The sequence below is a fragment of the Candidatus Eremiobacterota bacterium genome (assembly GCA_031082125.1).
Lineage (GTDB): Bacteria > Vulcanimicrobiota > CADAWZ01 > CADAWZ01 > Ess09-12 > Ess09-12.
The window spans coordinates 16,561-35,413 of record JAVHLM010000020.1; the positions used below are offsets into that span (position 1 = coordinate 16,561).

At 55.7% G+C, this 18,853-nt stretch carries 14 protein-coding genes; 6 read left to right on the forward strand and 8 right to left on the reverse strand.

Translation table 11 applies throughout. From position 1 onward, the window contains the following. The first annotated feature begins 86 nt into the window (after positions 1-86). Complete coding sequence (locus RDV48_20095; protein MDQ7825114.1) at positions 87-1,607, forward strand: bifunctional UDP-sugar hydrolase/5'-nucleotidase; 1,521 nt, start codon at positions 87-89, stop codon at positions 1,605-1,607. Between the two features lie 5 nt (positions 1,608-1,612). Here the strand turns inward: RDV48_20095 and RDV48_20100 are convergent, their stop codons facing one another. Together RDV48_20100 and RDV48_20105 are read right to left on the reverse strand one after the other, a co-directional pair. Further along, on the reverse strand, positions 1,613-2,668 hold the full coding sequence (locus RDV48_20100; GenBank protein ID MDQ7825115.1) for a hypothetical protein: 1,056 nt from the start codon (positions 2,666-2,668) through the stop codon (positions 1,613-1,615). Between the two features lie 105 nt (positions 2,669-2,773). Continuing rightward, positions 2,774-3,892: a hypothetical protein gene (locus RDV48_20105; protein MDQ7825116.1), complete on the reverse strand. Its 1,119-nt coding sequence runs from the start codon at positions 3,890-3,892 to the stop codon at positions 2,774-2,776. A gap of 202 nt (positions 3,893-4,094) precedes the next feature. Here RDV48_20105 and RDV48_20110 point away from each other — a divergent pair, with 202 nt between their 5' ends. After that, the gene (locus RDV48_20110; protein MDQ7825117.1) at positions 4,095-4,319 is read left to right on the forward strand and encodes a type II toxin-antitoxin system prevent-host-death family antitoxin; all 225 of its coding nucleotides are present in this window, start codon (positions 4,095-4,097) and stop codon (positions 4,317-4,319) included. Beyond that, positions 4,316-4,744, forward strand: a complete 429-nt coding sequence (locus RDV48_20115; protein MDQ7825118.1) for a type II toxin-antitoxin system VapC family toxin — start codon at positions 4,316-4,318, stop codon at positions 4,742-4,744. Before RDV48_20110 ends, RDV48_20115 begins: the two co-directional genes overlap by 4 nt. Before the next feature lie 16 nt (positions 4,745-4,760). Here the strand turns inward: RDV48_20115 and RDV48_20120 are convergent, their stop codons facing one another. Beyond that, on the reverse strand, positions 4,761-8,330 hold the full coding sequence (locus tag RDV48_20120) for a tetratricopeptide repeat protein (GenBank protein MDQ7825119.1): 3,570 nt from the start codon (positions 8,328-8,330) through the stop codon (positions 4,761-4,763). Between the two features lie 316 nt (positions 8,331-8,646). Between RDV48_20120 and RDV48_20125 the strand changes: the two genes are divergently transcribed. After that, positions 8,647-9,420: a lytic transglycosylase domain-containing protein gene (locus tag RDV48_20125; protein MDQ7825120.1), complete on the forward strand. Its 774-nt coding sequence runs from the start codon at positions 8,647-8,649 to the stop codon at positions 9,418-9,420. A gap of 22 nt (positions 9,421-9,442) precedes the next feature. Here RDV48_20125 and RDV48_20130 read toward each other — a convergent pair whose 3' ends face one another. From RDV48_20130 to RDV48_20145, 4 genes are all read right to left on the reverse strand, one after another. Further along, positions 9,443-10,192 (reverse strand): hypothetical protein, encoded by a 750-nt coding sequence (locus RDV48_20130; GenBank protein ID MDQ7825121.1) that lies wholly within the window; start codon positions 10,190-10,192, stop codon positions 9,443-9,445. 135 nt (positions 10,193-10,327) lie between these two features. Further along, the gene (locus tag RDV48_20135) at positions 10,328-11,527 is read right to left on the reverse strand and encodes a YgeY family selenium metabolism-linked hydrolase (protein MDQ7825122.1); all 1,200 of its coding nucleotides are present in this window, start codon (positions 11,525-11,527) and stop codon (positions 10,328-10,330) included. Positions 11,528-11,538: 11 nt separating this feature from the next. Further along, complete coding sequence (locus tag RDV48_20140; protein MDQ7825123.1) at positions 11,539-12,261, reverse strand: protein-L-isoaspartate(D-aspartate) O-methyltransferase; 723 nt, start codon at positions 12,259-12,261, stop codon at positions 11,539-11,541. An 11-nt stretch (positions 12,262-12,272) separates the two neighbouring features. Continuing rightward, a complete protein-coding gene (locus tag RDV48_20145) occupies positions 12,273-13,076 on the reverse strand; it encodes an ankyrin repeat domain-containing protein (GenBank protein ID MDQ7825124.1) in 804 nt (267 codons plus the stop codon). 639 nt (positions 13,077-13,715) lie between these two features. Here RDV48_20145 and RDV48_20150 point away from each other — a divergent pair. Together RDV48_20150 and RDV48_20155 are read left to right on the forward strand one after the other, a co-directional pair. Beyond that, complete coding sequence (locus RDV48_20150) at positions 13,716-14,357, forward strand: hypothetical protein (GenBank protein ID MDQ7825125.1); 642 nt, start codon at positions 13,716-13,718, stop codon at positions 14,355-14,357. Between the two features lie 51 nt (positions 14,358-14,408). Next, complete coding sequence (locus RDV48_20155; protein ID MDQ7825126.1) at positions 14,409-15,575, forward strand: Gfo/Idh/MocA family oxidoreductase; 1,167 nt, start codon at positions 14,409-14,411, stop codon at positions 15,573-15,575. 28 nt (positions 15,576-15,603) lie between these two features. Here the strand turns inward: RDV48_20155 and RDV48_20160 are convergent, their stop codons facing one another. Further along, complete coding sequence (locus RDV48_20160) at positions 15,604-18,522, reverse strand: bifunctional YncE family protein/alkaline phosphatase family protein (GenBank protein MDQ7825127.1); 2,919 nt, start codon at positions 18,520-18,522, stop codon at positions 15,604-15,606. Between the last annotated feature and the right edge of the window lie 331 nt (positions 18,523-18,853).

The window sequence follows — 18,853 nt, forward strand, 5'->3', positions numbered from 1 at the left end:
GAAAGAATGGCAAGGGCAGGGAGCCCGGGCTTTGTGAAGAATTTATCAATAGTAATAACTATCCCTACTTTTGAGGAATAAGGTGTATGAAAAGGATTGTGCCGGCCCTTCTTGTTCCTGTACTCTTTATGCTGCTCTCATGCTGCCCTCTCCGGGCAGGCGGGCAGATTGAGCTTCTCATACTCCACACCAATGATTTCCACGGCTCCCTGCTCCCTGTGAGCGATATCCATATCGCTCCCCCGCCTGCGAAGATTGGCGGCGCCGCCTTCATAGCCGGAAAAATAAGGGAGCTTAAGAATGGGAACGCCGGCCGCACCGTGCTTGTGGACAGCGGCGACTGCGCCACGGGGACTGCCCTTTCCAACGCCTTTTACGGCATTCCCGTCATTGAGTATATGAATCTCGCCGGCTACGATGCCATGGCCCTGGGAAACCATGAGTTTGACTGGGGGGTGGGAAAGCTCATGGCCATGCGCACGCATGCGAAATTCCCCTTCCTGGCCGCAAATCTCATCGACAGAAGGACAGGAAAAGTCCCTCCCTATGCACAGCCTTACTCAATTGTTGAAAAAGAGGGTGTGAAGATCGGCCTCGTGGGACTCATCACAATGAATACCACAATCCTGCAGAATCCCAACAGGATAAAAAATCTCCTCTTTCTTCCCCCTGAAGAGCCCGCCAGGAAGGCAATCGAAGAGCTTCACCGGAAAGGTGTCAGGATAATCCTGGTGCTCTCGCACCTGGGCGTCGAGGACGACAAGGCGCTGGCCCGCAAAGTCCCCGGCATCGCCTGCATCATTGGCGGCCACAGCCACACCGCCCTGCAACAGCCCCTGAAAGTTGATGAGACAGTGATTGTCCAGACCGGCTGCCACGGAAGCTCTCTCGGGAAAGTGAAGCTCATCCTGGACAGCGACTCCGGCAGCGTCAAGAGCTTCGCCGGAGAATTGATCCCTGTAATCGACAGCATTATCCTGCCCGATAAAGAGGTCGAGGCCATGGTGGCGCCTTACCAGAAAAAAATCCAGGCCTCCATGGATGAAGTCCTGGGGACCGCCGAGGGCGATCTGCTCAATGAGCCCCTGGGGGATACGGAAAGCACCCCCCTGGGCAACTTCATCACTGACGCTCTTCGCATCACCTGCAAGGCCGATATGGCACTCTACAAATCGGACGGCATACGGACAGATATCCTGAAGGGGGCCATCAGGAAAGGTGACCTCTACCAGGTCCTCCCCTATGACAACAAGGTCATCAAGGCAGAGCTCACCGGCAGGGAGATCCGGGGGATGCTCGAATTGATTGTCGAATCGCCCTTTCTCACCCAGGTCTCAGGCCTCAGGGTGCTCTATCATGGCAGCAAACAAAAGGGAGAGAGAATCGAGGCCTTCCTCCCCGGCGGCGAGCCTCTCGCCGATGAAAGAAGCTACTGCCTTGCAACTACGGATTATCTTTTTTACCTCAACATGGTTGGCGGCGGGTTCGATGTGCTGAAGAAGAAGCACCGCAGCGAGCTTTTTTCCCGGGAAATCGTGGAACGCTACATTACAAAGCAGAAGAAGGTCGTGCCGTCACGGGAGGGCAGGGTGAAGAAGCTGCCCTGATTATTTTACTTATTGATGGAGCGGATTGTATGCCTGAGTGATTTGACGAGCCACTCCGTAAGGGGCCCGTCAAGGTTCCTGATCCTCACGATGAGATCGTCGCTCACGATGAGGAGATCGGTGCCGAAGGCCATTCTCACGTCTTCCACCTTGAGCAGGGGGATCTTCATCTCCTCTCTTCTCATTCCCAGAAAGAAACTGGCATAAACAACCTGCCGGGGGCTCACTGTGATCTCTCTCCCGGTGTACGCTTCAACGAGGGCGGAGCCAATCAGGGGAATGAAAAAGATGAGAGGTATTATCAGGAGCACCGCAAAGGGGGTAACGCTTTTCACCGGCCCGTGCATGAGGACTACCGGAGTTAAAAGAAGAAAGAATACTCCAAGAGTTATCGCCATCTTTCCAATCAGGGAGGCGCACTGGTTGAACCCGCCGGGAATAATGGTGTAGTGCCACTCCTCTCCTTGTATCTCTCTTCTTACCGGGAGGCCCGGCGGGGGATTTCCTCCCCCGCCGGGGTCCGCAGCGGCCATTTTGCGCGCAAGGGGAACATCAAGGCTGTCAGGCGGAGTGACTGTTTTGCCCGCGGCGGTCATCTCCACGAGGGGAAGACCGGTGAACCGGGCAATGTCTTCCGCGGCCTTCCTCATGGACTGATGGGAGTCCCCTTCAATGTCCAGGGAAAGGTCTTTCAGTTTCAGGGTGATCCCCCATTCCCTGCCCTCGCCCTTGGGGCTCGAAAGGTATATCTCCAGCAGGTCCCCCAGCGGGAAAGACTCCCTGCTTTCCCAGAAAGGGCTCCTGCGCAGAAGGAAGATTTTCATCTGCCTGCGGTCAATGACAAGAGAGACCCTTGAGAAAAACTGTCCTTTCCCATAGCACAGGGAGAGAATCCCCCAGAGAAGGGCGATGACGCCCGCGCTCAGATTGAGCAGCACCTTTGCCGCGCTGCCCGTCCTGGAAAAAGAGCCGTTGAGTGCTATGGCCTGATGGTCCCCCCTGAGGAAAAAGACAAAGAATACGATAAGAAAGGGGAACAGGAAAAACAGCGCTATCGCCACATACTCCGCCCCCGCCTTCCTGTCACCGGAGGAGCGGAAGCGGAGGATATCGCCGGTCTTCTCATCGAGCTGGGGGCCTCGGATTACTGTCCTGAACAGAGAAAATCACCTCCCCTGCTCTTTCAGGCCTTCTTTGTATTCCCCCGCCGTCCCGTTGCCAAGGACCAGCACGTAAGGGCCTTCGCCTCCATGATGCATCACCCTTATATGCACATAATAGGTGCCGGCGGGGAGCTCTTTCTCAAGAGTGAAATTCGCGCCTCCCTCCTGGCCTGCCCTCGCCATGGAGCGTCCCCTGGCATCCCACAGGTCGGCCACCAGGTCCAGGCTCCCTTGCGATGATGCTTTAAAATGGCCGCCCTTGAAGTCCACGCGGAACGTATCATAGTCGCCTTTATTGATATATGCCTTTACCTTGCAGTTATAGGGCACAACCGGGGCTCCGGTACCGGAGATGGGAGCCTCCTGAAGGAAGATGCCACCACCCGGGGGCGGGGTTGCCGGGATCACTGCGGTGGGCGTCGGCGAGGGCCCGTGTGTCGGCTTTACCGTCGGCGAAAGCTTCGGCGTTGCGGCAGGCTCTGATGTGCCCGGCACGTTTTTCAGCAGCAGCGGCTCTTTAAGGGCGACACCCCAGATCCGCTTTGAGGAGTCGCTGAGGCCCTCGTCGCTGTCGGCGGGGTGCTTGAGGGTGATATAGTTCTCGATGTCGGGCCTGTCGAAGACGGCGACCACATAGAGCGTATTGTGCCCGCTCCCGGGAGCGATGGTGAAATTGGTGCGGTAAGTATCCCATTTTGAGGGAAGCTTCCCCACCATTGACCGGTGGGTCGGAAACCGGCTCCAGTATTTGCTGTCTTTATCGGTATAAGCATCCTTGTCGGTGAAGGGCGTCTGTCCCATCAGGTGGATGTTTCTCTCCACGCCGTCACAGGGAAAGGTTTCATAGACCGTGTATCTCTGGCCGGGCTGGACCTTGAAGGAGTATACGCCGACGTATTTCCCGTCGTGAAAGCAGCGTGCGAGCATCTTTGGCACCTCCTTCTGCTTGAGAGGGCCTCGGGATGGCTTGAGGGCAACCTTTTCATTCAGGGGCAGCTCCTGGATGGTCCACTGCGCATATGCCGGGCTCCACGCCGCGGAAAGCAAAAGCGCCGCCGCGAGAAGCGCTTTGCCAAGGATCCGGGCCACCGACCTGAGAAAAAGTGATTTTTTCCTGTTCATATACCCCCCTTATCATCGCGATACCTGCTCCTAATTCTTTCTTCCGGATCATGGCAAATCCTTTTCATGGGGCTTAACGTTGTTGATTGCCGGCAGAGCGGAACTTTCTGTGCACATAGCTTTCTTATCTCTGTGCCCGTTTATTTTTCACTCTTGACTGTACACCTTTTTGTACATTATAATGTACAGAGAGGTGAAAGGCATGATCTCGGTCACTTTTTCTGAGCTGCGCAACAATGCAAAGAAATATATTGATGCCGTGGAAAAGGGTGAGATAATAGAAGTGTACAGGAGGGGGAAGCCTGTTGCGATGCTGACGCCGATAAGCCGGAGGTCTTCGGTATGGTGGAAAAAGAGCTCCCCGCTGAATTTGAGCGGCATTGCACTGAGCGGCATCATAATCGCCCAGCGCGAGGAGCGCCCATGAAGAGGCTTTTTCTTGATTCTTCGGCGCTGGCAAAACGGTACGTAAAGGAATCAGGCACGGAAAGGGTCCTGGCTCTTTTGAGCAATGCCGACGAGGTTCTCCTCTCGGTGCTGGCGGTGCCGGAGCTTATTTCCGCCTTCAACCGCCTGCGCAGGGAAAAAAAGATCTCCCACGGGCAATACCTCTCTCTTAAGAACAGCCTGGCAGCAGATATTCCCCAGGCAACGTTGATTGACATAAGCACCGCGGTGATTGAATGCGCGGTGCGCTCCCTGGAAGAAGCTCCCCTCAGGACTCTTGACGCCCTCCACATAGGCTCTGCAATCATCTCTTCGGCAGATCTTTTCGTTTCCGCTGATGCGCGCCAGTGTGAGTCAGCTGAGGCCATGCACCTGAAAGTGGAACATGTGGGGGAGCAAGCGTGAGGAGCAGAGAGCTGTTTTACTTTCCAATTACTATGAAGGGAGCCCAGTGAAAGGGGTGAGGATACTCCGTCATTACTTTCAGCTGAGCCTCTCGAAGAGCATCCGCTCTTGATTTTCCCTCCTTCAGGGATCGGTAGAACTCCTTCATCAGCTCTGCTGTTGATTGATCGGAGACGCTCCACAGGGAGGCAATCACTGTGGGAGCTCCTGCATACATGAAAGCTCTTGCGATTCCTATGATCTCGTCTCCGCCTGACATACTGCCGATCCCTGTATTGCAGGCAGAGAGCACTACAAGGTCTGCCTTCATTTCCAGGCTGAAGATATCTGTCATAGACAGGATTCCATCATGGAGGACAAGTCCGGAAAAGAGAGGGTGCCCGCTGTCAAGGATCCCGTGAGTGGCAAAATGGACCAGAGTGCCGGTGCCCACCGTTTCCCTGACTTTCCTGGCGGTCATCTCCCTGCCTGTCAGAACGGTGTTTTCAGGATACTGGCGCGCTATCTCCTTTACTTCTTCCTCAGTTGACGGCAGCGGAGCAAGCCGGCTTCGAAGAGTATCCCGGGAAGACAGCACTGTTCCAGGGGTGCTTTCTTCTTTGCTGTCAGAAAATTGCATCTGCGTCGAGCCGAGAGCATAGGCTGCAAGAAAGGCTCCCGGGGGGCTCTTTTTTTCGTGACAGAGCTTCCACACTGATGCTGACGGCTCGGTGAGAAGGGAGTGATTTCTGATCAGGCTCTCTCCCTTTTCATCGACCAGAAGACAGAAGGGAAGGTAATGCAGAGTTTTATGCGGCACAATGATGAGCTCCTTTGCACTTCTCATTTTTTCAAGTGCGGCAGGCGGAAGGAGCATCCCTGAAAGCTTCTTCAATTTTTCATCACAGTTTCTTCTCAAGGCAATGCTTTCTCTCAGCCTTGTTATTTCTTCTTTTATCTGTTTTTCCGTAAAGGGAATCTCCATTGCCGTCAATTTGTCCTTCTGCAGTATGAAAAGGGAGCTTTTGTTGCCCAGGCAGTATTCCAGCAGGACAGATTGCTCTCCAAGCAAGGACTGGATGTCGTGAAGAGAGGAAACCTGCACGGATCGCAGAGATGCGTATTCGGGATTCGATGATTTAAGCTCTTCCAGGACCCCTTCATAGAGCATCTGCAGCTTGCCCATGCTTTCGGCCATCTGTTTCAGCTTTGTCTGGTCTTCTACCTGCTCCATGAGGCTTCTCAGGGAGCAGATCATTCTCTCGATCTCCTTCTCCTGTGCAAGCAACCCGGGAGAGCCCTTGGCCCGGTAATCGATCTTATGAGTTCCCAGCATATCCAGAAAGGCCCGTGCCTTGGCGCTCTCCAGACAGTGCCAGGCATCTTCGGGGCGCCCTTTTTTCAGCAGCAGCTCTATGAGCTTCTCATAATAAACCAGCTTGTTCTGCACATACCAGACCCTGTGCTCTTCCGTTCCAAGGCTTCTGCGCAGAGATTCCCATCCTTTCACCGCTTCCATGAGGTATTCTACGGCCTGGTCATCCTGGTTCATCATCTCACAGGTCAGGCCCAGGGACCCGAGAACAAGGGAGAGTGACTCCGCCTCGCCAAGCTCCCGGGCAAGCTGCAGCGAAGTGCGGTAGTATTCCATGGCCTTCCGGTACCCGCCTTGACGTCCATAAAGGGCACCGATATTGTGGGTTATCTGAGCCTCCATGCTCTTATCGCCCAGCTCGCGGGCAGACTTCAGAGCCTTCTCATAGTGCTCCAGAGCCTTGCCGTAATCTTCCCCGGTGTAATAAATGATGGCCAGATTATTGGAGCTCGTCATCTGCCCGTCTTTATCACCCATCTCCCGGGCAAGCCGCAGAGATTCCAGGTAACACTCAGCAGCTTTCACCCAGTCACCTTGATGACGACAGGTCTCACCCATATTGTTGAACGCCACCTGGAGTCCTTTTTTATCGCCCAGCTCCTTTGCAATCATCAGCGATTTCACAAAGAGCGCCCGCGCTTTCTCGTAATCTCCGAGACACAGATAAATGGTCCCCATATTGTTGAGAGAGATTCCCAGGCCGCTCTTTTCCCCGATCTCTTCCCTGATTTTGAGTGAGCTCTGATGGTACTGGAGCGCTTTCTGGTATTCTCCGAGGGTGCCTGAGAGCACCCCCATATTGTTGAGGACCACCGCCTCATAGTTCCGGTAGCCTGACTTTTGTGCAATCTGCAGCGCTTTTCCATAGCACTCCCGGGCATTGTCATAGTCTCCCTGTTTTTCATGAAGGGAGCCAAGGCAGGTGAGGGCCACTGCCATATTGCGGTTATCTCCCATTGCCCCGGCGATTTCGAGAAATTTCTGATAATATTCCCGGGCCTTCCCGTACTCTCCGCGGCCTTGAAAAACGCCGCCGATGCTTTTGTCCATCAATGCCTCAATCCTCTTGTTGCGGGACTCCAGGGCCAGCTTCAGGGCTTTCTGGTAATTCTCCATCGCTTTATCGCTGTCTCCCTGGACACCAGCCATATCACCCATGGATCCCAGCAGCAGCGCCTGGGTGTTTTTGTCGCCCAGCTCCCGGGCTATCTGGAGGCCTTTTACGCAATTCTGCTGAGCATTCCCGTAATCTCCCAGTTTATAATAAAGTGCCGCGATGCTGCTGAGCGCCTCGGCCTCGCTTCGCCTGTCTCCCATCTCACGGGCCATCGCAAGTGATTTTTCATACTGATCAAGGGCTTTCCTGTAATTCCCCTGACTGGCGTGGAGCTGGCCCATCTTCATGGCGCAGGAAACCTGGCCCCGCTTGCTTCCAATCTCCCGGGCCATCGCAAGTGACTTTTCATACTGATCAAGGGCTTTTTGGATATCTCCCAGGCGGTAATAGACCTGGCCCAGATGGCTGAGGGCGGCTGCCTGCATGCCTTTATCTCCGAGAGCCCCTGAGCAGGCAAGAGATTTTTCAAAGCACTCCAGCGCCTTCTGATACTCTCCACGATAGGAGTAAATGACGCCGATATTGGCGAGTATAGTTCCCTCGCTCCTTCGGTCTGCCATCTCCCGGGCCATCCCGAGGGCCTTTTCATAATGGTCCCGGGCCTTCTGAAGAAGCCTCAGATTCCAGTAAATCTCACCCAGGTTGTTGAAAAGCACTTTCTGGCCCTCTCTGTCTCCCATCCCCCGGGCTATCTCGAGCGCCTTTTCATCATAGTCCAGGGCTTTTGCATAGTCTCCCTGGAGGGAATAGATCATGCCAAGGGCTCCCATGGCTTCCCGCTCGCCTTTTCTCTCTCCGATCTCCCGGGCAAGCTTCAGGGCCTTCTCAAAATTCTCCAGTGCAGCGCGGTAATCTCCCAGGCTTGAGCAGGCATAGCCTGTCCTGATAATGAAAGTAACCATGCCCTGGCTGTCCTGCTGTGCTTCGCATAGTCTGAGCCCCTCTCTGAAAATCACCAGGGCCTCTTTGAACCTGCTGCCATTGAGCAGGCTCTGCCCCTGATCCAGCAGCTTTCTGCTGTCTTCCGCCTTCTGAGCAAGGGCGCCTGGCGTGAGGAGAGAGAGAAATATCAGGAATGGAAGCAGGATAGAAACAGATTTCTTATGGCGCGCCATAATAAGCTCCTCCCCTCCCCTTGTCGGACAGCGGGAGTATTTCGCCGTCTGCAGGATTCGGTCAGTATAAATACCGGAGGGACCTGAGAATAAAGTGATTTTTCCATGTGAGTTACTTTCTTCTTAAAATAGGGTAACCCTTTTGGCTGCCGTCATGGGGCTTGGAAGAGACGGGCCTCCCGGCACACTCAGGAAACATTTCGGTAACATTTGTAAACTTATGATAACTTTTTTTCAAGCCTTGCTGTGGTATAATAGGTGAGAGGAACCAGGAGAAGCGGGGGAGTCATCTCCGCACGAAAGCCAAGGAGAGCCGGTGAGCAACAATCAGGAAGAGACTCAAATCTCCGCAGCGGGCTCCATAGATGCCTCCCAGGGCAGGCCGCTGCAATGGGAAGGGAACTCTTGCAGGAAAGCCGCAGCGTCAGAGAAAAGCTCTGCGGACTCGCCACAGCGCGGAGAAGAAGAGCCTTCGCCGCGGCGCCCCGGCAAGGAGCCGGAAGACACCGCGGAGATTTCAAAAGGGCTTGAGCGGGAGAATTCAGGCCATGCTCCCGGCGGGAGCGGTTCTGACTCGCTCCGTGCCTTCGAGTCCGCTCTGAAAGACCGGATCAATACCAGGGACGCTGCGCCGGCGGCAGAGAAGGCTCCCTCTCCGGAAAAAGGCCGGGAGCCCGTAAAAGACAGCCTTCCGCAGGAAGCGAAGAAATACCAGAAATACGTGGAGGAGGCGGCGGCAAAATACGGAATGGATCCTGCCCTGATCAACGCCGTCATCAACCATGAATCGGGCTTCAACACCGACGCGGAATCACAGGCGGGAGCGCAGGGGCTCATGCAGCTCATGCCCGAGACGGCTGAATCGCTGGGCGTCAGCGACCCTTCCGATCCCCGGCAGGCCATCATGGGCGGGACCAGATATTTGAAGCAGCTCTCCGACCGGTTTCAGGGTGACCTTAAAAAAACCCTGGCTGCATATAATGCCGGGCCAGGGAATGTCAGCCGCTACGGAGGGGTCCCCCCCTTCGCCGAGACAAAGCGATATGTGGAAAACGTAATGAAGACCTTTCAGGAATACAAAGGCGAGTGATCCCCCGCCGTGCCTGTTTATTTTACCATCTTGCCCAGTTGGGGAAGATATAGGGTGCCATGTTCCACATGTGGGTCGTCACTGCTTTTTTCATAAACTCTTTGCGATAATCTGCGGAATAACCGGGAGCCCGGCCTCCGCCCGGGGAAGGAGCACTCTCAAGCCTGGCGCCCTGCCGGGCAATACTGTCGGGCACGATAATCACCGGCTGGCCTGGAACGGCGCTGTGAAACCTGATGCTCTGCATCACATAAGAGAAAAGAAGAAATGCCGCCTGGGTGTTGAATATCTCGGGTTTCCCGTAAAGATCGGCCCATACTGCCTTGCTCCCCTCGGCAGCCGATACTGCGAAGCCGGCAAGAACTGAAGAGCCTGAGGTGTAGGCAAACATTACCCCGCACATGTCAGGATTCTTATTGAACTGGCGCGTTTCAAGGATCCTGAAGTCGGGATACTGCTTTTTCATCTCCCTGGCCATCATGGTGATAAGCTCCATGCTTGAGAGAGATTTCCTGAGAGGAACTGCAAGGATGTCAATCTTCGCAGCAGACGGGTCATCAGGGTTTTCCTCGAGAGTCACCGAGTATTCGTTGACGATCACTTTCCAGCCTCTCGGGTAATAGAGGGAAAAGGCATCACCCGGGGCAGTATATATCTCCATATGAGGGGTGATGGAAGAGGCCAGGTTCACCTCTGCCTCTGCTTCACTTCTCAGGATACCTCCCAATACCAGAATCACACAAGAGATAAGAAAAGCTGTTTTTTTCACCATAGAGCCTCCTTGAAAGTGAGATGCCATATTCCTCACCCGGGCGAGGAAGCGGGAATTGAGGGCCTCTTAAATTATACCAGAAATATCCCTGCACCTGCAATTTCACCAGAGAAAACCTGCAAGCCATCAAGCTCATTAAGATGAGAGTCTGTCCCCGGTTATCGCCGACGGGAGAAGGGCATAGAACATGGCAGCTTTCAGAAGGTCCTCGACAGGAGTCTGCTCATCAACGGTATGGGCATGCTTTTCATCAGAGGGCCCGAAGCCGATGGTGGGGATTCCCCTTGCTCCCGCCGTGGCAACGCCATTCGTGGAGAAGAGCCAGCGGCTGATTCCCGGCTTCACCCCAAGGGCGGACTCTCCGGCTTTTACTGCTGCCCTCACAAGCATATGGTCTTCCGGGAGCACCCAGGAGGGGAAGAAGTCTTTCTGCTCAATCTCAAAACCCTTCCAGGAGCGGGCATGATGAGTATAGAGCTCAACCCGGGCATTGCACTTTCTGACTGACGGCAGATCCCTCACTTCCCTCAGCGCGCCCTCCAGCGTCTCTCCCGCGGTGAGCCTTCGATCAAGGCAGATGGTGCAGAGATCGGGGAGCGCATTCTCCGAGGGGGTCTGGCATCCAATTGACGTGACGGCAACAGTCCCCTTCCCGAGAAAAGGATCACAGGCGAGGCGGTGGTTCAGCTCGTCCACATCGAGGATCACAGAGGCCATCCCCGATACCGCGTTGACGCCACGCTCTGGCGCCGAGGCGTGGCATGAGCGCCCCGGCACGGTGACTCTCATCTTCATGCGCCCTCTCTGGCCCCTGTGAATTTTCAGGCCGGTGGGCTCGGTGATAACCACGAAGTCCGGCGCGATCCTCCCATGCTCAATGATATGATTAAGGCAGAATCCTTCACAGTTCTCCTCTTCACAGGTCCCTGTAAGATAAAGAGTATAATCCCCGGAAAGATCGTGCTCCCTGATGAGCTTTACCGCATAAAGCATTGAAACCATCGCGAGCTTCTGGTCTGTCGCGCCCCGCCCGTAAATCACTCCCTGCTCGCAGCGGCCTTCAAAGGGGTCCCGCTTCCAGGCTTCTCTGCGCCCGGCTCCCACCGTATCCAGATGAGCGTCGATCAGTATCTTCACCGGCCCCTCTCCTGTAGATCCGATGAGGTTTCCCATATCGTCTGTCCACACCTTCGCGCATCCCATCCTTCGCATCTCGTCGGACAGGAAGGCTACGAGCTCCCCTTCGCTGCCTGACACGCTGGGAATCGCAATGACCCTCTGCGCGCAGTGGACGAGCTCCTCTTTCAAGGAATTGATGGTATCCTGTAATGTCATTTGTGAAATCCTTATTTCTCTCTGGTAAGGGGCACGAAGAGGACCTCGGTGATGCAGGTCTTCTCTATTGAGCCGTCGGCTCTCTTTGTGAGAAGCATGAGCTTCTGCACCTCTTTCTGGGGGCCCACGGGTATGGAGAGGCGCCCGCCTGGCTTGAGCTGGTCGATGAGGGGCTGCGGAATCTTCTCGGCTGCGGCCGTCACTATGATGGCGTCAAAGGGGGCATGCTCCTTCCACCCGGCATAGCCGTCGCCGCACTTCACTGTCACGTTTTTGTACTTCTGGCTCTCCAGGGTCTTTTTCGCCCGGTCGGCAAGCTCCTTGATTATCTCGATACTGTAAACTTCTTTGACAATCTCTGCAAGGACTGCCGCCTGGTAGCCTGAGCCTGTGCCTATCTCAAGCACGCGGTCGCTTTTGCTGAGCTTCAGGGACTCGGTCATGAGGGCCACCACGTAAGGCTGGGAAATGGTCTGGCCCGAGCCTATGGGGAGCGGGTTGTCTTCGCAGGCGCGCGTTTTCAGATTCCCGGGGACGAAGAGGTGGCGGGGGATCCTGCGCATCGCATCGAGGACAGCCTTATCCTTGATGCCCCTGTTTTCAAGCTGGGTCTTTACCATGGCTTCTCTCATCGCTTCGGGGGTGGCGGCCTCATTCTGCTGCGGGCCGGCCTGGCAACCAGGGATTGCCAGGGAAAAAAGGAATATAAGGGCGAGAAAGAGAGCGCGCGGCAAAAGAGTGGCCCTCATTTGCCGGCCGCCGCCGCTTTTTCCAGGATCTCCTCAATGTCTTTGTATCCTGCCTTTTTCGCAATATCCAGGGGTGTCTCTCCATCTTCACTTATCGCCTTGAGGTCCGCGCCTTGTGCGACAAAAAGCTCTGCCATTTCTTTGTTGTTGATGCTCACCGCCCAGAGAAGGGGCGTCCAGCCGGCATTGGTTTTCACATTGACATCGGCACCTTTATCCATCAACATCTTCGCCGCTTTCTTATTTCCGCACCGGACTGCGAAGTGCAGAGGGGTAGCTCCTTCATCAGATTTCGCATTGATTGCGGCACCTTTGTCCAGAAGCGCCTCAATCCTTTTGACAGATCCCTTTGAAGCTGCATCATGAAGGGCCGTAGAGCCGAAGCTGTCTCGCTTTTTCACATCAACTCCTTCCATGAACGCTCTTTCTTCCTCAATGGTAGAGACATAGTGAGCGCTCCATGTACTTCCGTGCCAGGCGCCTCTGCAGGAAAACGTGTATTCAGTTCTGTCGGCTGAAACCTGATATGACTTGCTGTAAGTATCTTCCCCTGCAGCCGGGCAGACTGGCAGCTCATTGAGATAAGGCTTTCCATCTGGCGCCAAGGCAAGAAGCTCTTTAAGGGTTGCGGGGTAGAGCCCCTCATGATTCTCTGCGAATACTTTAAGCTGAAAGCTTATTGTCTGCAGATTATTGAAGCACCGGCTGCGGTCCTTCTGTTCCCTGGGAGGCTGATCTATTTCAAAGCATCCTGCAGAGAGGAACAGCGATAGCCAGAGGACAACAAAGAGCTTTTTCATTTTTCTGCACCTTCCCGCTGCATCAGATGGAAACCAGTTCCTATGGCAGATCCAGTCTCATGGCTGTCCATGTCTTGCATGAGAGCAAGAATGCTGCCAGGCAACCCAGAAGCAATTATACCCCAGAGCTTGCCCGGTGGTCAATATCTTTTCCCGCCATGGCCATTCAGCCTCCAGAGCAGACAGCGCCCGCCGGCGCCGAGGGGCCTGAAAAAAATATCTGGCAGGCCGTATCCTGCCTGAAGCACCTGCAAAGATCGCCGCAGGCCCCTAAAACAGGCCGCGGGTAAGGCATAAGGCACCCTGGGCACATCCTGATGGAGTCCCAGACCGACGAAGAACCGGGCAGGCATATTGTCTCTCACATAGTTCTCTGTCTGTTTGTCGCTTAAATTGGAGAGGAAAGAGAGAACGGTCATTTTCAGTAATGCTGCGATAGGATAACCGTGGGGGCCGTACTCCTTTTCACCTGCGTTATCGTTAAATTTTCAAAAGAATTCGGGTCCATGAAGGCTTTCTGCCTGTCCTGTGGATCCTCCGCAGGCTGCTCCGGATTCCACAGGACAGGCACTTCACAGGCTGCAGGGCTCCCGGGCTGAGCAATTGATAATTACCGCATTTCATGGTATACTCTGGAATATGCCGGACCACCTCATTGAAAACCCTGAAGCAACCGTTGATGCAGGATCTCTGACTCCAGGGAGCGCTGCCCCTGGCGTTTTCATCGATCCCGAAAGAATCAGCCTCGTGAGGATTGCGTCAGTCGATGATCCGCTCTTTCCCATGGTATCCCGGCTGCTTGAGCAGTCATTCGTGGCGGATGAGAGAGGGGACTTTGACGAAGCCCTGCTGGCGAACGGCAGGTTTCATCTCCACGGGGTCCTCTCATCAGGGGACTTTGTAGCCCTTCTTTCGTGGTGGCGCTTTGATGAGTTCCTTTTTGCAGAGCATTTCGCCATCGATGAGAAAATCCGCAGCAGGGGCCTGGGAAGCGCAATCGTCCAGAATTTCCTGAGCATGCATCCCGGCATCCTGATAGTGGGAGAGTGCGAGCGGCCCGAGACCGAGACAGCCTCAAGACGCCTGGATTTCTTCAGGCGCCTCGGCTTCTTCGTCAATGAGCACCAGTACATGCAGCCTCCCTATTCCGAAAGCAAATCCCCGGTGCCGATGGTTATTATCTCGCACCCCCGCCCCATAAGCGGGAGTGAGTTCACTGCGATAAGGGACACCATATACCAGGGCGTCTATGGCTGTTCCGGGCCCGGAGCAGGCGCCTGATAAAAAATTGAGGAAAACCAAAATAGAAATGCGGAGCAAAGGGGGAGAAAAATGAAGCGTTACAGGGTGGGACTCATCGGCTACGGGGGCTTCGGGCAGTTTCTCCATACCAGCTGGAAAGCTCTTCCCCGTGTGGAAGTCGCTGCGGTCTCCGATCTCCGGCTTGAAAAAGCACCTGCCGAAGGGCTGCTCTTTTTTCGTGACTGGAGAGAGCTGCTTTCCTGCAGGGACATGGATATCATCTCTATCGTGACGCCTCCGTCAACCCATGGCGAGATCGCCTGTGAAGCCATGGAAAAAGGCTTTCACGTGCTCATTGAAAAGCCTCTCGCGGTGACGACGGAAGAGGCGAGGCGGATCATCCGGGTGCGCGATCAGTCCGGGAAGAGAGCCTCGGTCAACTACGTCATGCGCTATAATCCCCTTCTCCAGGCGCTGAGAGCCCTGGCAGAGACAAAGAGCTTCGGTCCTCTGCGCCGGGCAGATGTGGAAAATTACGCCCAGGACAGCGGACTCCCCCTTTCTCACTGGTTCTGGGACAGGCAGGTTTCCGGAGGGATCCTCATCGAGCATGCCGTCCATTTCATCGATTTCATCCACACGCTCACCGATGAGCATCCCATGGAGGTGACAGGCGCTTTTCATGAGCGCCGCCAGGGGCAGGAGACCCAGGCGATGGCCTCGGTCCTCTATGACAGGGGGCTCATTGCAACCCATTATCATCATTTTGCCTACCCGGGATTCTTCGAATCCACAAGCATCCGCCTTGCCTTTGACTGCGCCGTCATCGACCTCGAGGGATGGATTCCCCTTAAAGGACGCCTCAGGGCTCTCGTGCAGAGCGAGAGCGAAAAAGCTCTCTCACTTCTTCCGGGATTCGTCATGGAAAGCCGCCTGCGCATAGACGAAGCGGACGACCTCTCAAGGCCCATGGGCTGGGGAAAGGGTGAAGAGGGCTCTTCCCCCCGGGGGCTCCATTCTTTCGGGAATCACTACGATGCCACCCACATGGTGACGGCCACGTTCGGGCTCTCTGAGTCGAAGGGCGAGGTCTACTCGGCGAGCGTTGCGAGAGCCATGGACGATCTCATTGCATCTATTGACGATCCGCGGCATAAGAGCACGGTGACGCTTGAAGACGGCCTCTCCAGCCTCGAGATCGCTGAGAGAGCCACACTGGCGGGGCATAGAAGCGATCCCTGCACCTGCAGAGATTGAGGAGAGGTGTCGTGCTGCAGCGTCTCGCTCAGTCGTCGTCACGCGGTGAGCTTTGCCCCTGCTTGTTTTCAAGGTACTTTAATTTGCTGATGCGGAGCTCCGGCGCCTTCGACTCCGGGCCCTTGACACTTTTCCAGAGGATCTCGTTGAGAAGCCGGTATGGAGCAGCGTCAGCGACCTTCCAGTTCATCCTGCTGGACTCAATGGCCAGGCGGCGGCGCGGGTCTTTCCGGTCAAGCGACGCAGTCGTCGGATTTACCTCGCTGATTATATCTGCAGGGGGCAGAATGGCGTCATATTGAGCGCTGTTGCCGGGAGTGGTATCCCAGCCGCCGGTGATGGGATTGGAAAGGGCGTCGTACTGGCTCATGGGAGTGAGCCCGAGCAGGAGCTCCATGCTCTTGAGGACGCTCACCGTATCATAGAAATTGGAGTCCAGGGTCCCCTTTCTGATCCAGGGACTTATCACCAGGCAGAAGGAGCGGTGGGTGTCGATGTGATCGGGACTGAACTGGGCGTCGTCTTCGATGACGAAGATCACGGTGCTTTTCCAGATGGGGCTCTTGCTCACCGCCTCCACCAGCTGTCCCACGGCGTAGTCATTATCGGCCATCATGGCCTTCGGGGAGCCGAATGACGGGTTGGTCCCCATAGTGTGATCCCTCATGAAGCGCACCATCATAAATGTGGGAACAGTGCCGCCTGTAGGATCCTGCGCCAGCATCGCCTGAAACTCGCGGTTCCACTCCGAGAATCGGCTGGGCATCGCTGGAGTGGGTGAATTGGGCGAATGGTAATAGCCGGGGGGTGACCCGGTGGTCAATCCTATGCTGGAGGCCGTCAAGTTGTGCTTTACCCAGGCGTCGCTGTCGGCATAGCTGAAGTCGAACTTGCGGTAATCATAGTCGCTGTAACCGGCGACCTGGCCGGGGGGAGTCGGAATATGGCCGGGAGGGCAGAGATTGGCCACGTTGGGATAGTTGTCCGGAATCTGGTAGGGGGGGCCCGTCGAGGGGACTCCCGTCGAGAGATAGAACCCATAGTTTCGGTAGGTGAGGCCCGCTTCGCGGACCTTGTCCCAGATATATCCGCCTGGCGCTTCTGCGATATTCGTGATGGGCGGGGATGCCTGGTGCGAGGTGGAGAGCCAGTTCCCATCCTGATCCTGGGCCGGGTAACCGCCTGTGATATAGTTGCTGTTCTGCCCTTCGAACTGGTAATTGAGATTGTAGGTGGCGGGCTGGAGCCTGTATATGTAAGGAATGGCCCTTATGGTGAATGCATTTGCCAGGCTCTGGGTGCACCATACCCAGCCTTCTCCGCTCACCGGGGCATTGTTGTAGTAATTGTCCAGAAGGGTGAAGCGCTCCGCGAGAGCATGCTGATTCGGGGTAATCTGCCGCCCGAACAGGGTCAGCGAGGGGTCGCCGTTGCCCCGCGGGAGGTCGCCGAGAACCTGATCGTAGCCGCGGTTTTCCTTGATCACATAGATGACATGCTTTATCTTGCCGCTCTTTACGCCAAGCCGGGCCAGGGTGTCCCCGGCATTGCTCCCGATTGCCGTGGTGTGCTGGTTGTTCTGGATCACCTGTTCAGTCGATTGGATCAGAGCAGGGAGCGCCTCGGTCAGGTCGATGCGGGAGACGTTTCCCGGAATGGAATCCAGCACATAGCCCGGGCCGGGCTGATTCGCCCAGGTGGGGGGATTGGTGCTGGAGTTGATTCTCACCACGTCAGGGTCGAGATAGTTAAACTGGGGGTTGGGGTTCATGGCGGTAGTGCCCCACCCGTTGACAACCAGCAGTCCCTTGTTGTCGGGAGTGGCGGCCAGGGCCGTGGGATACCAGCCGGCAGGGATGTAGCCGCTCAACTGGCTTGTCCCGGTATCTATGACGGCCACCGCGTTAAAATCGCCAAGCGAGGCATACAGGGTTTTCTCATCCGGTGAGAGCGCCAGGCCTGTAGGCGAGACACCGGGCAGATTGCTGACATTTGTCGGCCGCAGCAGCACCGTAGCTGCCACCTGATTACTGGCGGTGTCAACCACCGAGATGGTATCGCTCCCTGCATTGGCGATGAACAAAAGGGTCTGCGCTTTGTTGAGCAGCAGCGCCGAGGGATGAGCGAGGTCCGTGATCGTGGACGCCAGAGCAGGATTCTTCGGGTCAGAAGTGTCCAGCACATAGACGCAGCCATCCCGCTGGCTTGCCACATAAGCTCTGGTGCCGTCTGATTTCACGGTCACCGCCAGAGGGAAGCAGGGTGTGTCGGTGTGTGCCATACCCGGGAATGTATAGCGTCCAAGAAAAGAGCCGTCGGTCTGATAAATGGAGAACGAGGACTTCGGGGGATGGGGGGGCGCCAGATCGACGGGAAAGTAGTTGGCGAGGTAGAGGTTCCCCTTGGCCAGTGCCAGGCCGGCCGGCTGGTCATCAGGCATGTAAGGCCTGGGCTTGGAAGGAATGGTGCCCGTCTGGGTGAGGGACCCGTCTGCGCCCAGCGTGAGCACCGCGACAGTGCCGTAGACTCCCTGGGAGGCATAGAGCGTGTAAGTGCCGCTTTGGGGAGCGGGATCGAAGGCAAGTCCATAAAAGAGGCCGTTGTTGGGGTTATTGGCATCCATCGTGGGAAAGGAGAACGAATTTACCACCGTGCCGTCACTTACCCGCAATGTGCAGAGAAGCGAGGATATGGCGCTGGATGTCGTGACGGCGTATCTGCCATCGGGACTGAGGGCTATGTTCAATGGCATGCCTCCCACGGGGCCGCTGGCGGTGCCTGCGGGGGTAATCGCCCGGCCGTTCACCAGGACATTGGAGGAAGAGGCGGATTCCCCGGAAGATACAACGGGGGGCACAGTGGACGAGGATTGAGGGCATCCCGCGGAAAAGGCGGCACATAACGCCGCCAGCACAATGATTGGACAATAGGACCAGAATCTGCTCATGCGCTCATCCTCCAAAGTGGTCTTACCGGGGCAATTCGTCCAAGGCTTTACAGCCATTCCCATCTCAAGTCAGGAGGCTTTACGAAAGCTTCCGGCGGGCTCCATATATCGACTATGGGCCAGCTCTATCTTCAGGTGCTTCTGCGCGTTCCTGTCACATTCCTGCCGGGTCTCGCCCATCGGGACCATAGCAACCTGGAGGAAGAGCTCCACGGCCAGGAGCTCGCGATAACGGAGCCATTGCTTTCCTCAAGAACCTGCTCCGCAATAAAAGCCCCTATGCCGACTACTATTTCCTCGACGTGGTCCTCGGACGCAACTGGAGATTTAA

Excerpts from the sequence above, each read along its gene's own strand:
- RDV48_20155 (MDQ7825126.1), top strand. The coding sequence starts at position 14,409 with ATGAAGCGTTACAGGGTGGGACTCATCGGCTACGGGGGCTTCGGGCAG.
- RDV48_20120 (MDQ7825119.1), bottom strand. The coding sequence starts at position 8,330 with ATGGCGCGCCATAAGAAATCTGTTTCTATCCTGCTTCCATTCCTGATA.
- RDV48_20135 (MDQ7825122.1), bottom strand. The coding sequence starts at position 11,527 with ATGACATTACAGGATACCATCAATTCCTTGAAAGAGGAGCTCGTCCAC.
- RDV48_20150 (MDQ7825125.1), top strand. The coding sequence starts at position 13,716 with ATGCCGGACCACCTCATTGAAAACCCTGAAGCAACCGTTGATGCAGGA.
- RDV48_20130 (MDQ7825121.1), bottom strand. The coding sequence starts at position 10,192 with ATGGTGAAAAAAACAGCTTTTCTTATCTCTTGTGTGATTCTGGTATTG.
- RDV48_20110 (MDQ7825117.1), top strand. The coding sequence starts at position 4,095 with ATGATCTCGGTCACTTTTTCTGAGCTGCGCAACAATGCAAAGAAATAT.
- RDV48_20105 (MDQ7825116.1), bottom strand. The coding sequence starts at position 3,892 with ATGAACAGGAAAAAATCACTTTTTCTCAGGTCGGTGGCCCGGATCCTT.
- RDV48_20145 (MDQ7825124.1), bottom strand. The coding sequence starts at position 13,076 with ATGAAAAAGCTCTTTGTTGTCCTCTGGCTATCGCTGTTCCTCTCTGCA.
- RDV48_20160 (MDQ7825127.1), bottom strand. The coding sequence starts at position 18,522 with ATGAGCAGATTCTGGTCCTATTGTCCAATCATTGTGCTGGCGGCGTTA.
- RDV48_20115 (MDQ7825118.1), top strand. The coding sequence starts at position 4,316 with ATGAAGAGGCTTTTTCTTGATTCTTCGGCGCTGGCAAAACGGTACGTA.
- RDV48_20095 (MDQ7825114.1), top strand. The coding sequence starts at position 87 with ATGAAAAGGATTGTGCCGGCCCTTCTTGTTCCTGTACTCTTTATGCTG.